This is a genomic window from Actinoplanes sp. NPDC004185, from assembly GCF_053603475.1.
This window is the reverse complement of the sequence record NZ_JBSGFR010000069.1, coordinates 1-12,743: the sequence shown is the minus strand read 5'-3', so window position 1 is coordinate 12,743 and position 12,743 is coordinate 1. Positions and strand designations below refer to the sequence as shown.

General features: G+C 73.5%; 9 protein-coding genes. 6 read left to right on the top strand and 3 right to left on the bottom strand.

Features of this window, described 5'->3' with window-relative positions:
• The first annotated feature begins 74 nt into the window (after positions 1 to 74).
• Entirely contained in the window at positions 75 to 2,087 is a 2,013-nt protein-coding gene (locus tag ACWEOZ_RS40645) for a GTP-binding protein (protein WP_451916012.1), read from the top strand.
• Here ACWEOZ_RS40645 and ACWEOZ_RS40640 read toward each other — a convergent pair.
• The 3 genes from ACWEOZ_RS40640 to ACWEOZ_RS40630 all read right to left on the bottom strand — a co-directional run bounded on the left by ACWEOZ_RS40640 (position 2,015) and on the right by ACWEOZ_RS40630 (position 7,147).
• On the bottom strand, positions 2,015 to 5,032 hold the full coding sequence (locus ACWEOZ_RS40640) for a putative bifunctional diguanylate cyclase/phosphodiesterase (protein WP_451916011.1): 3,018 nt from the start codon (positions 5,030 to 5,032) through the stop codon (positions 2,015 to 2,017). The two genes, ACWEOZ_RS40645 and ACWEOZ_RS40640, sit on opposite strands and share 73 nt — an antisense overlap.
• Positions 5,033 to 5,104: 72 nt before the next feature.
• A complete protein-coding gene (locus tag ACWEOZ_RS40635) occupies positions 5,105 to 6,151 on the bottom strand; it encodes a Gfo/Idh/MocA family protein (RefSeq protein ID WP_451916010.1) in 1,047 nt (348 codons plus the stop codon).
• 9 nt (positions 6,152 to 6,160) lie between these two features.
• A complete protein-coding gene (locus tag ACWEOZ_RS40630; RefSeq protein WP_451916009.1) occupies positions 6,161 to 7,147 on the bottom strand; it encodes a LacI family DNA-binding transcriptional regulator in 987 nt (328 codons plus the stop codon).
• Positions 7,148 to 7,308: 161 nt separating this feature from the next.
• On the opposite strand from ACWEOZ_RS40630, the gene ACWEOZ_RS40625 reads away from it, so the two are divergent.
• The 5 genes from ACWEOZ_RS40625 to ACWEOZ_RS40605 form a co-directional block, all read left to right on the top strand.
• The gene (locus ACWEOZ_RS40625; protein ID WP_451916008.1) at positions 7,309 to 9,216 is read left to right on the top strand and encodes a discoidin domain-containing protein; all 1,908 of its coding nucleotides are present in this window, start codon (positions 7,309 to 7,311) and stop codon (positions 9,214 to 9,216) included.
• A gap of 67 nt (positions 9,217 to 9,283) precedes the next feature.
• The gene (locus tag ACWEOZ_RS40620; protein ID WP_451916007.1) at positions 9,284 to 9,784 is read left to right on the top strand and encodes a hypothetical protein; all 501 of its coding nucleotides are present in this window, start codon (positions 9,284 to 9,286) and stop codon (positions 9,782 to 9,784) included.
• A complete protein-coding gene (locus ACWEOZ_RS40615) occupies positions 9,777 to 10,610 on the top strand; it encodes a MerR family transcriptional regulator (protein WP_451916006.1) in 834 nt (277 codons plus the stop codon). Before ACWEOZ_RS40620 ends, ACWEOZ_RS40615 begins: the two co-directional genes overlap by 8 nt.
• A gap of 80 nt (positions 10,611 to 10,690) precedes the next feature.
• Positions 10,691 to 12,109, top strand: coding sequence for an MFS transporter (locus ACWEOZ_RS40610; RefSeq protein ID WP_451916030.1), 1,419 nt, complete (start codon positions 10,691 to 10,693; stop codon positions 12,107 to 12,109).
• Between the two features lie 82 nt (positions 12,110 to 12,191).
• Positions 12,192 to 12,743 (top strand): DUF1775 domain-containing protein (locus tag ACWEOZ_RS40605; RefSeq protein WP_451916005.1); only part of this gene is annotated, 552 nt, incomplete at its 3' end.

Sequence of the window (12,743 nt, the reverse complement as noted above, 5' to 3'; positions counted from 1 at the left end):
AGGGAAAGGGACGGACATGCGAGGAACCGGTGTGTTCAGGCCGTCCATCCGTTCCCTGACCTCCGAGGATCTCCTTGCCCACGCTCAATCTCGGCATCCTGGCGCACGTCGACGCCGGTAAGACCAGCCTCACCGAGCGCCTGCTCTTCGCCCACGGCGCCGTGGCGGCGCTCGGCAGCGTCGACGCCGGCAGCACCACCACCGACAGCGGCGCGCTCGAACGCGAACGCGGCATCACCATCCGTTCCGCGGTGGCGTCGTTCCCGCTCGGCGACCTGCGCGTGAACCTCATCGACACCCCTGGCCACCCCGACTTCATCGCCGAGGTGGAACGTGCCCTGGCCGTCCTCGACGGTGCGGTCCTGGTGCTCTCCGCCGTCGAGGGGGTGCAGGCGCAGACCCGGGTGCTGATGCGCTCGCTGCGCCGGCTGGGCGTCCCCACGCTGATCTTCGTCAACAAGGTCGACCGGGCGGGCGCCCGCGGCGACACTCTGCTCGCCGAGATCCGGACGAGGCTGGGCGTCGCCGTGGTGGCCCTCGATGCCGTCCGGGACGCTGGCAGCCCCACGGCGCACATCGTGGCCCGGGAGTGGGAAAGCGACGCCGCGGAAACTCTGGCCGACCACGACGACGATCTGCTGACCCAGCTGGTCGACGGCCGCGTACCGGATCCGGCCCGGGTCCGGGCAGCGCTGGCGGCGCAGACGGCCGCCGGTCGGGTCCATCCGGTGTTCTTCGGCTCGGCGACCACCGGTGCCGGCACCGACCGGCTGGCCACCGGCATCGCCACGCTGCTGCGGCCCCGCCCGGTGACGGCGACCGGCACCCGCGGCGTGGTGTTCGCCGTCGAGCGCGGTCCCGGCGGCGAGAAGGTGGCCTATCTGCGGCTCTTCGCCGGTGCGGTGCGCCCACGGCAGCGGGTCGTGCTGCACCGGCCCCGCCCGGACGGCACGAGCGGCGAGATCCGCGGCCGGATCAGCACCCTGCAGGTCGTCGGCGGCGCGGAGACCGAGCTCACCGCCGGTGCCATCGCCCGCGTCCACGGCCTCGGCGGCGTCCGGGTCGGCGACCGGCTCGGACCCCCGGGCGAGCACGGTCCGGCGCCGCAGTTCTCCCCGCCGAGCCTGGAGTCCCTGGTCCGGCCCCGCGACCCGGCCCAGCAGCTGCGGCTGCACGCCGCCCTGACCGCCCTGGCGGACGAGGACCCGCTGATCGGTGTCCGTGCGGTGCCCGGCGGCGGCACCTCCGTGCTGCTGTACGGCGCGGTCCAGCGCGAGGTGCTGGCCGACCGTCTGGCCCGCGACTTCGGGCTGGCCGCGGAGTTCGGTGGGATCCGGCCGGTCTACTTCGAGCGGGTGGCCGGCACCGGTGAGTGCGTGGTCGCGTTCGACCCGCGGCAGCCCAACGATTACTGGGCCACGGTCGGGCTGCGGGTCGAGCCGGGACCGCCGGGTTCCGGGTTGCGCTACCGCCGTGACGTGCAGCCGGGCGCTGTGCCGAAGGCCTTCCACCGGGCGACCGAGGAGGCCGTACGCCGCACGCTGGAGCAGGGGCTGCGCGGCTGGGAGGTGATCGACTGCACTGTCACGGTCATCCGTACCGGCTACAAGTCGCCGATCTCGACGGCCGCTGACTTCCGCGGGCTGACGCCGGTCGTGCTGTTGCGGGCCCTGCGCGCGGCCGGCACCCGGGTGTGCGAGCCGTGCCAGTCCTTCGAGCTGGAGGTGCCCGCCGTGGCGCTGAACGCGGTGCTGGGCCGGCTGGCGGTCCTCGGCGCCGATGTCACCGGCTCGGCCGAGCGGGCGGAGTCATGGCTGGTCACCGGACTGCTACCGGCCCGGCTGATGCACGAGCTCACCAACGCCCTGCCCGGGCTCACCCACGGCGAGGGTGCCCTGTGGAGCCGGCCGGGACCGGACCGGCCGTTGCGCGGGCCCGCACCGAGCCGGCCGCGCTCGGACGGCAACCCGCTCGACTACGACGAGTACCGGCGCTTCCTCAGCGCCCGGCCACCTCAGGCCGCGACGCCCACCACACCCAGCAGCGGCGGGATCTCGGCCGGCCACAGCGGACGGGCGAACAGGTAGCCCTGGCCGTACGGGCAGCCCATCCGCTCCAGCAGCTCGCGCTGGGCGCCGTCCTCGATGCCCTCGGCGACCACGGTCAGGTCCAGGTTGCGGGCCAGCGTGACGATCGCGTTGACCAGCGCGCGCTGCTGCGGGCTGGCGATGATGTCGTCGATGAACGACTTGTCGATCTTGAGTACGTCGACCGGCATCTGCCGCAGGTAGCTCAGCGAGGAGTAGCCGGTGCCGAAGTCGTCGATGGCGATCCGCACGCCGAGCTCGCGGAGCACCCGCAGGTCGGCCCAGACCTGCTCGGCGTCGCGCAGCACCAGGCTCTCGGTGATCTCCAGGAGCAGCCACCCGGGCTGCGCGCCGGCGTCGGCGAGGGCCTGGCGGACCTGGTCGACGAAGCCGGGGGTGCGGAACTGCCGGGCCGAGACGTTGACGCTCACGTAGCCCAGCGCGAGCTGCGGGTCGGCCGCGTGCCAGGCCGCGAACTGGCGCAGCGACTCGCCCAGCACCCACGCGCCGATGCCGACGATCGCGCCGCTCTCCTCGGCCAGGTCGATGAAGTGGTACGGCCCCAGCAGCCCCCGCTCCGGGTGCTGCCAGCGCACCAGCGACTCGACCCCGACGACGGCCTGGGTGGTGACGTCCACGATCGGCTGGTACTGCAGCACGAACTGCCGCGCGTCGATCGCCTCCAGCAGCGAGGTGCGCAGCTCGAGCCGTTCCACCATGGCGGTGTGCAGGTCGCTCTGGTAGCGCTGCCAGGTGCCCTTGCCGGCCCCCTTGGCCAGATACAGCGCCAGGTCGGCATGGCGCAGCAGCTCGGTCGGGCTGGTGGCGTCGTGGTTGGTCGCCACGCCGACGCTGGCCGCGCCGTTGACGATGTGCGTACCGCCGAGACCGTCGCTCACCTCGACCGGCGTGGACAGCACGCTGATGATGCGGGCCGCCACCTCCTCGGCGGCGCTGGCGTCGGCGGCGTGCGCGACCAGGATGGCGAACTCGTCGCCGCCCATCCGGGCGGCCGTGTTGCCCGGCCCGATGGCCTGCGCGATGCGCTGGCCGACCGCGACCAGCAGCTGGTCGCCGACGGCGTGCCCGAGGGTGTCGTTGACCTCCTTGAAGTCGTCCAGGTCGACGAAGAGCACACCGAGCTCGCCGGCGCCGCTCTCGGCCAGCACGAACGCGTGGTCGAGCCGGTCGCGGAACAGCACCCGGTTGGCCAGCCCGGTCAGGCCGTCGTGGAACGCCTGGTGGGCCAGGTCGTTCTCCAGCCGGCGGCGCTCGGTGACGTCACGGACGGTCAGCACCACGCCCGCGACGGTCGGGTCGGCGCGCAGGTCGCGACCGCCGCACTCGACCTGCAGCAGGCGCCGGTCCGCGCAGACGGCGGTGAGGTCGATGCCGTCGGCGTGCCCGCGCTCGGTGCGGATCCGCACCAGGGCGTCGGTCAGCGCGTCGTGGTGGGTGTCGGCGATGAGCATGGCCAGCGGGGTGCCGGTGAGCTCGCTCCAGCCGAAGACGGTGGCGGCGGACGGGCTCGCGTACCGGATCCGGTCGTCGTCGCCGATGATCAGGATGACGTCCGACGCGCTCTGGATCAGGGTCCGGAAGTAGGCCTCGCCGTCGCGGCGGCTGATCTCGCCGGCCAGGCCGATCCGCTCGACGACCATGGTGACCTGGTCGAACAGTGCCTGTACGGCCGGCTGCAGCGAGCGCAGCGTGGGCGTCGGGGCGGCCAGGTGGATCGAGCCGCGCCGGGGCGGGTTGCCGGGCAGGATCATGACGGCGTGCAGGGCGGACCCGAAGCCGTACTCGGGCGCCGGCACCAGGCTGACGCCGAACTCGACGGTGCCGCCGTCGGTCAGCGGCGCCTTCTCACCCACGATCAGCTCGTAGCGGCGATCGGCGGGCATCAGCATGGCGACGGCGGCCCGTACCGCCGCCATGATGTCATCCTCGGTGGTCGCGGCGGCCAGGTCGGCGTTGGCGCGGCGCAGCGCGGTCTCCCGCAGGTTGGCCCGGCGCTGCTCGGCCAGCAGATCCCGGACCCGGCCCATGACCAGCAGGAACATCAGCGCCGAACCGGCCGCGATGACCGGCGCGTCGACCACGCCGCCGTTGAGGTACTGGGCGAGCAGGACGGCGGGCGCGATCAGGGTGGCGATCGAGAGCAGCAGCAGGCGGCGTCCGCCGGTCTCGACCCGGGTGCAGGCCGGCGCCCGGTCGTCGGTGAGCCAGATCATCGACGGGTGCAGCGCGGCGTAGCCGGCGCCGGCGTAGAAGACGATCCAGCCCAGGTCGATCGGGCCGCCGACGATCCAGTCGCTGTCCAGCCGGCCCAGGCCGTAGACGACGTCGGAGACCAGCACGCCGACGATCGAGGCGGCCAGCCAGCTCACCGCGGGCGGCTTGCGCCCGGCCGCGGTCAGCAGGCGGATCATCATCGCCAGCGCCAGCACGTCACCCAGCGGGTACGCGACCGAGACGGCCTTCTCGACCAGCGTCAGCTCGGTGGCCCGGGTGTACGGGGCGATCATGTAGACCCAGGACAGCAGGCCCAGGCTGACCGTGGGCACCAGCGCGTCGAGCAGCGCCGCCCGGTTGCCCTCGCCGGAGCGGGCCCGGATGAACAGCGTCAGCGCGGCCGCGAGCAGCGGGTAGACCAGCAGGTACAGCACGTCCGAGGGGCCCGGGAACGGCGCTTCCAGCTCCAGCGCCACCTGGGCGTAGTAGATGATGTCGCCGCCGACGAAGAAGACCAGGGCGGTGGCGAGCAGATACCAGGGCAGGGACCGCGAGGGCCGGTGCGCCCGCACGCCGAGCACGATCGCGGCCGCGCCGGACAGCCCGATCAGTCCCCACGTGAAGACGTGCAGGCCGGGCCAGAGGTAGTAGACCGCGGTCAGCACGGCGAGCCAGACGGCGAAGCAGGCGCGAACGATTCGCGTCGTCATCCGGCCTCCGTTCGGCGGACTGCGGGCAGGTCACCTCTCCCATCGGCGGTGATCGGGCCGGGTTGAGATGGTTTACGCCCAGATCTCCGTAACGGTGGTGACGGTCCGGTCGGTGTCGGCCGCTTCCTCGACGGCCAGCGCGATCAGGTGGTCCTGTGCCCCGTCAGCCAAAGGGTAGGGCGCGGGGGCGGTGCCGCGCACCCATGCGGCGGTGGCGTCCAGCAGCGTGGCGATGGCGATCTCCTCGTCGCTCCAGCGCCGGCCCGGGTACGGGTTGCGGTACAGCACCTCGCCGCCCAGCGTGATCGTGTCCGTGTCGAAGCCGTCCAGGTCCAGGTCGTAACCGGTCTGCCGGCGGACCAGGGGGGACCGGACCAGCGTGCGCGGCTCGCTGAGCCGGATCACCTCGTCGTCGCGCAGCTCCCCGTGGCTGCCGCGCACCAGCAGCCGCCGGAAGCGCAACTGGTTGTGCCACTGGTTGTCGGTGAAGTCGTAGAGTCCCGAGCGGCCGTCGCCGAAGTCGAGCGTGGCGATGGTCGTGGTGGCCGGCCGGGGGTCCGGGTCGTCGGTCCAGCCGTCGCGGGTCAGCGGGTCGACCAGCGGGGCGGTGCTGCGGCTGGCCCGTACGGTGACCGGCCCTCGGCCGACGCCCAGCAGCCCCCGCATCAGCGAGACCGCGTGGTACTGGTGGGTCGAGGAGACCTGCACCTGCGTCGGGGTGCCGATCAGCCCGGCCCGGACGGCCGCCGCCCGGGCCGCGTGCGACGGCATCAGCAGATACTGCTCGGCGACCTGCACCAGGCCCGAGTCGCCGACGGCCGCCCACAGCTCCCGCAGGCCCGCGGCGTCGGGCGCCGGCGGCGTCTCGGCCAGCACCGGCAGGCCGCGCTCGACGGCCTCGACGACCACGCCGGGGGTGACCGGCCAGGGCGTCGCGGTCACCACGAAGTCCGGCGCGGCCTCGGCCACGCACTCGGCCAGCGACGCGTACGTCGGCACGGGCAGCTCCCGCGGCGACCGCACCACGGCGCCGGCGCACCGCACATCCTCGAGGCCGGCCGCGAGCCGCCAGAACATCTCGGCGCGCCAGCCGGCGCCCACCACTGCGAAGGAGGTCACCGGCGCACTTTAGCGGCCCGGGGCCGTGCCGGTGGAGTCCCGGACGACCAGTTCCGTGGCCAGCTCGACGTGCAGGGCGTCCACGGCGTGCCGGTCCAGCAGCCGGGCCAGCAGCGTGACGGCCATCCGGCCCAGCTCGGCCAGGGGCTGACGCACCGTGGTCAGCATCGGGCTGGTGGCCCGGCTGAGGTCGATGTCGTCGAACCCGGCGACGGACAGGTCCTGCGGCACCCGCAGTCCGCGCCCGGCGGCGGCCTGCAGCGCGCCGACGGCGGCCTTGTCGTTGAAGCCGACCAGCGCGGTGGGCCGGTCGCGCAGGTCGAGCAGTTCGCCGGCGGCCCGGCGGCCCCACGCCACGGTCGGCTCGACGTGCCGGATCAGCTCCGGTGCGCCGATCACCCCGGCGTCGGCCAGCGCGGCCGCGTGTCCGGCGAGCCGGGCGTCGCTGGCCAGCCACTCGCGGGGACCGGCCACCACCCCGATGCGCCGGTGGCCGAGGCCGGTCAGGTGGGCGGTCAGGCTGCGGGCGCCGGCGGCGTGCGCGGCCGAGACGGCGGCGACGTCGCGGGGCGGAGGCAGCCGCGGGTCGACCACGACGAACGGAAACCGTCGGCTGCGCAGCGTCTCCAGGTCGGCGGCCGGTTCGGGCGGCAGGATCAGCACGGCGCCGGCGATGCCCGCCCGTCCGGGCAGGCCCGGCAGCACGGCGACGTTCTGGGCGGCCTCGCCGGCGCTGAGCAGCAGCGGACGGTCGTGCAGCTGCAGCGTCTCGGCGATCGAGGACATGATGATGCCGAAGTAGTCGGTCAGCCGGTACGGGCAGCGGACCAGCACCGCGCCGGGGATCGACCGGCCCGGGCCCCGCGGCCGGGGCCCGGGCCGGTCCAGCCGGGCGACTGTGCTCTCGACCAGCTCGCGGGTCTCGGCGGTGACACTGCCGCGGCCGTTGAGCACACGCGACACGGTGGCGATAGAGGCACCGGCCGCCGCGGCCACTTCCCGGACGGTGCTCCGGCCCGTCCTTGTTACATCGCCTTGTTTCACGAAAAGGACCGTAACAGCGGCACCCTTCGGTTGACAGGAGCGTTTCTGGATTGTTTCCTGTCGATGGCGGCGGAACCTCTTGTTCCATTTGTTACAGGGTTGGGGAGCAAGCCATGAGACGGCGAGCGTTCGGGGCGGCGGCCACCGCTGCCCTGGTGATATTGACGACGGCCCCCGCGCAGGCCCACGGCGGCCGGGCGCCCGAGGCCCGGGTGTGGGTCACCACGGTCGACCGGGCGGAGCAGCTGCACGAGCGGGCCCCGGTCGCGTTCCGGCGCGGCGGCAGCCCCGAGACCACCATCACGATCGACCCGGGCACCCGCTACCAGAGCATGGACGGCTTCGGTGCCTCGCTGACCGACTCGGCCGCGAGCGTGCTCCACCGCCTGGACCCGGCGGCGCGCGAGCAGGCGATGCGGTCGCTGTTCGACCCGCGCACCGGGATCGGCGTCAGCTTCCTGCGCCAGCCGATCGGCTCCTCCGACTTCACCGCCGCGGCGGCGCACTACAGCTACGACGACGTGCCGGCCGGGCAGACCGACTTCGGCCTGCGGCACTTCAGCATCGACCACGACCGGGCGCAGATCCTGCCGCTGCTGCGCCGGGCCCGCCAGCTCAACCCGGACCTCAAGATCATGGGTACGCCGTGGAGCCCGCCCGCGTGGATGAAGACCACGGACTCGCTGATCGGCGGCCACCTCAAGGACGACCCGAGGATCTACGACGCGTACGCCCGCTACCTGGTCGCCTTCGTGCAGGCGTACACCCGGGCCGGGGTGCCGATCGACTACCTCACCGTGCAGAACGAGCCGCAGAACCGGCACGACGGCGGCTACCCGGGCGCGGCCGTGCCGGTGGCCCAGGAGGCCGCGGTCATCTCGGCGCTCGGCCCGCTGCTGCGCCGGGTCAGCCCCCGCACGAAGATCCTTGGTTACGACCACAACTGGACCACCCATCCCGGCGATGTCGCCACGACCCCGGCCGGTGAGGACCCCGAGACGGACTACCCGTACCGGTTGCTGGAGAGCCCGGCCGCGAAGTGGATCGCCGGGACCGCGTACCACTGCTATTCGGGGGATCCGAGCGCCCAGACCGCCCTGCACGAGGCGCACCCGGACAAGGGCATCTGGTTCACCGAGTGCTCGGGCTCGCACGGCCCCACCGACACCCCGGAGCAGATCTTCCGCGGCACGCTCACCTGGCACGCCCGCACGCTGGCCATCGGCACCACCCGCAACTGGGCGAAGTCCGTGGTCAACTGGAACATCGCCCTGGACAGCACCGGCGGCCCGCACCTGGGCGGCTGCGACACCTGCACCGGGCTGCTCACCCTGCAGGCCGACGGCACGGTGACCCGCGACGCCGAGTACTTCACCATCGGGCACCTGGCCAAGTTCGTCCGCCCCGGCGCGGTCCGCATCGCCAGCACGTCGTTCGGCACCACCGGCTGGAACGGCCAGCTCATGGACGTGGCGTTCCGCAACCCGGACGGCTCCACCGCGCTGGTGGTGCACAACGAGAACGACGACCCGCGCACGTTCGCGGTCGCCGTCGAGAACCGGTCGTTCGAGTACACGCTGCCCGGCGGCGCCCTGGCCACCTTCACCTGGCCGCGCGGTCTCACCTCGGAGCTGGACCTCGTGCCGCTGACCGGAGCCACGGCGACGGCCTCGCCGGCGGGGGAGACCCCGGCGGCCGCGGTCGACGGTGACGGCTCCACCCGCTGGTCCAGCGGCGCCGCGCAGCAACCGGGCCAGTACCTCCAGGTCGACCTCGGCCGTACGCGCACGTTCCGCCGGGTGGCCGTCGACAGCGGCGCCAGCACCGGCGACTACGCCCGCGGCTGGGAGCTCACCGCCAGTACCGACGGCACCCACTGGCACACCCTGGCCCGCGGTACGGGCACCGGCCAGCTCACCAACGTCGACGTCCGGCCGACCCGGGCCCGGCACCTGCGGGTCACGTCGACCGGGAGCAGCGGAAGCTGGTGGAGCATCGCGGATCTGCGGCTGTACCGATGATCGCTTGACCCCGCCCCAGGGGCAGGCGGCACCCTGAACGCCTGCCCCTGAGTGGAGGAGAGAGCTGATGGACATCCGTACCCGTGACGTGCCCGAGCAGCACGTCGTCACCGAGCAGCGCAGCGTCGACCAGGCTGCCCTCGAGGCCTGGCTGCCCGGCGCGATGGCCCGGGTCGCGGCGGCCGCCACCGAGGCCGGCGGGGTGCTCGCCGCGGGCACGTGGAGCTATCTCGAGCGCCCGGTGACCGACGACCCGGTGTTCGTGGTCATCTACGAGGGCAACCCGAACGAGGGGGAGACCCCGGTCGAGGTCTGCGCCCCGATCGCGGACGCCGCCGCCGCAACGCGCACGATCCCCGCGCACCGCGAGGCGTACGTGCGGGTCACCAAGGAACAGGTCGTCTCCGGCGCGCTCGGCGGCGTGTACGAGGCCATCGAGAAGTGGATCGGCGAGCAGGACCTGGTCGTGGCCGCGGCGCCGCGGGAGACGTACTGGACCGACTTCCCTGCCGCGGGGGCGCAGGAGCCGGTCTTCGACGTCTCCTTCCCGATCACCGCCCGTGGCTGAGGAGCTGTCCGGGCTGCTGACGACCGGCGAGTTCGCCCGCCGGTCCCGGCTGTCGGTCAAGGCCCTGCGCCTGTACGACCGCAGCGGCCTGTTACGCCCCGCCGAGGTGCAGCCCGGCAACGGCTACCGGCGCTACGCCGAGCACCAGCTCTACGCGGCCCGGCTGATCGTGCTGCTGCGCCGCCTGGACATGCCGCTGTCGCAGATCGCCGAGATCCTCGGGGCCGGCGGCGCGTCGGCCGGGGAGCTGCTGGCTCGCTACTGGACGGACGTGGAACGGCGGCTGGCGGCCCAGCGCGACCTGGCCGACCGTCTGGTGCGCAGCCTGGCCGGAGAGACCGGGGCCCCGGCCGGCGACTGGCCGGTGGCCACCCGCGAGGTGCCCGCCCAGGTCGTGCTCACCGAGCAGCGCTACGTCACCTCGGGCGAGCTGAGCTGGATCCGCGAGGCCGCCGCCCGGCTCACCGCCATCGCCGGGCGCCACGGCGGCCCGGCCGGACCCCGCTTCGTGGTCTTCCACAACGAGGTCAGCGAGGACAGCGACGGCCCGGTCGAGGTGTGCGTGCCCGTCGCGCCCGGCGCGGTCGACCCGCTGGTGGCCGCGACCCGCCACGAGCCCGCGCACCGGGAGGCGTACATCCCGGTGATCCGCGGCCACTTCGAACCGCCGCTGATCATGTCGGTCTACGACGCCGCGCGCCGCTGGGTGCGCGAGCGTGGCCTGCTGGTCACAGCACCCCCACGCGAGGTGTACGCCTACCCGGCCGACCTGGACCACGGCGCCCCGGACGACGTGATGTGTGACGTGGCAGTCCCGTACGCCTGAGCACAACCGCGTTTGCCGGGGAAGTCGCGGGGCATCAGCGGCCCGTGACGAGTACCCAGGATGCCCACCGCTGGAAGGCGATGTCCGTCGCCCTGGTCGCCGGCTTCATGACCCTGCTCGACGTGAGCATCGTGAACGTCGCGCTGCCCTCGATCCGGGCCGACCTCGACCTCAGCTCGGGCGGTCTGCAGTGGGTGCTGTCCGGCTACGCCCTGACCTTCGGGCTGCTGCTGGTGCCCGCCGGCCGCTTCGGCGACGCCCGCGGCCGCCGCAACGTGTTCATCGCCGGCCTGGCCGTCTTCACGCTGGCCAGCGCCGCGGCCGGGCTGGCCACCAGCGCGCTCTGGCTGATCGTGGCCCGCCTGGTCCAGGGCGCCGCCGCCGGCGTGGTCAACCCGCAGGTGTCCGGCCTGATCCAGCAGCTGTTCCGCCCGGCCGAGCGGGGCCGCCCGTTCGGCCTGCTCGGCGCGACCATCGGCATCTCCACGGCGGTCGGCCCGCTGCTCGGCGGCCTGCTCATCCAGGTCTTCGGGGCCGAGGCGGGCTGGCGGTGGATCTTCTTCATCAACGTGCCGATCGGGGCGGCGGCGATCCTGCTCAGCTACAAGTGGATCCCCGCCCGCCGCGAGGACGAGCGCAAGCGCGAGAGCCTGGATCCGGTCGGCGTGGTGCTGCTCGGCGTGGCCGTGCTGCTGGTCCTGCTGCCCCTGGTCGAGGAGCGCGAATGGCAGGGCCCGGCGAAGTGGCTGCTGCTGGTGGCCGGGCTGGCCCTGCTGGGCGGTTTCCTGGCCTGGGAGCGCCGGTACGCCCGCCGCGAGACCCCGCTGATCGAGCTGAACCTCTTCAAGGTCCGCTCGTACGGCCTGGGCGCGCTGATCGGCCTGCTCTACTTCGCGGGCTTCACCACACTGTTCTTCATCTACACGCTCTACCTGCAGAACGGCCTGCGCTACAGCGCGCTGCTGGCCGGGGTGGCGATCACGCCGTTCGCGCTGGGCTCGGCGGGTGCGGCCGCGCTCGGGGGCCGGATCGTCAACCGCTACGGCCGGCCCCTGGTGGCCGTGGGCCTGGCCCTGGTCGCGACCGGTCTGGCCGGTACGGTCCTGGCCCTGGACCTGGTCCCGGGCACGAACGGCGGCTGGGCCGCGGCGCTGCCGCTGCTGGTGGCGGGCCTGGGCAGCGGCCTGGTGATCAGCCCGAACCAGACGCTGACGCTGGCCGAGGTGCCGGTCGAGCGGGCGGGCAGCGCGGGCGCGGTCCTGCAGACCGGCCAGCGCATCGGTACGGCGGTGGGTATCGCCGTGGTCGGGGCGGTCTTCTTCAACCGCCTGGCGTCGACGGACAACGACTGGTCGTCGGCGCTGCGCACGGCCCTGCTGGTGACCATCGGCCTGGTGCTGGTGGCGCTGGTCGCGGCTCTGGCCGACGTGGTCGCCGCCCGTCGTGCGGGCGCCCACGAGGACCACACCGCCGACCGGGAACCCCAGCGCGTCGGCTGAGGCGAAGATCGCTGGAACTTTCCGGCGGCGGCGAGCGACTACGGAACCGGTTCGTCTCTCTCCCGCGAAGGTGGTTCTCGGCGTGCGTAACAGGTTCCGGATGACGACGATCGGTGTGCTGGCGGGGCTGGGGGTGCTGGCCGCGGCCGGTCCGGCGGCGGCGCACGTCGAGGTGAGCGCCGACAAGAACCGGGCCGGGGCCACGGACGTGACCCTGACCTTCCACGGCGAGGCCGAGAACCCGTCCGGCATCAAGAGCGAACGCGTGGTGCTGCCCGAGGGCATCGCCCCGGCCGACGTGACCCTGGTCAAGGCCCCGGCGGGCTGGACGTTCCAGGCGACCGCGGACGGCTTCACGGTGGGTGGCAAGGCGCTGGCGTCGGGCAAGGACGCCGAGTGGAAGGTCAAGGTGGCCAAGCTGCCCGACGGCGAGACCCGGCTGTCGTTCAAGACCCTGGAGACGTACGCCGACGGTGAGGTGTCCCGCTGGATCGAGGTCCAGGAGGAGGGCAAGGAGGAGTCGGACAACCCGGCGCCGCTGATCAAGCTCAAGCCGGGGCCGTCGACCGCGCCCGCGACCACCATCGCTGCACCCTCGGCCGCCCCGTCGGCCTCTGCGCCCGCCGCCCCGGCC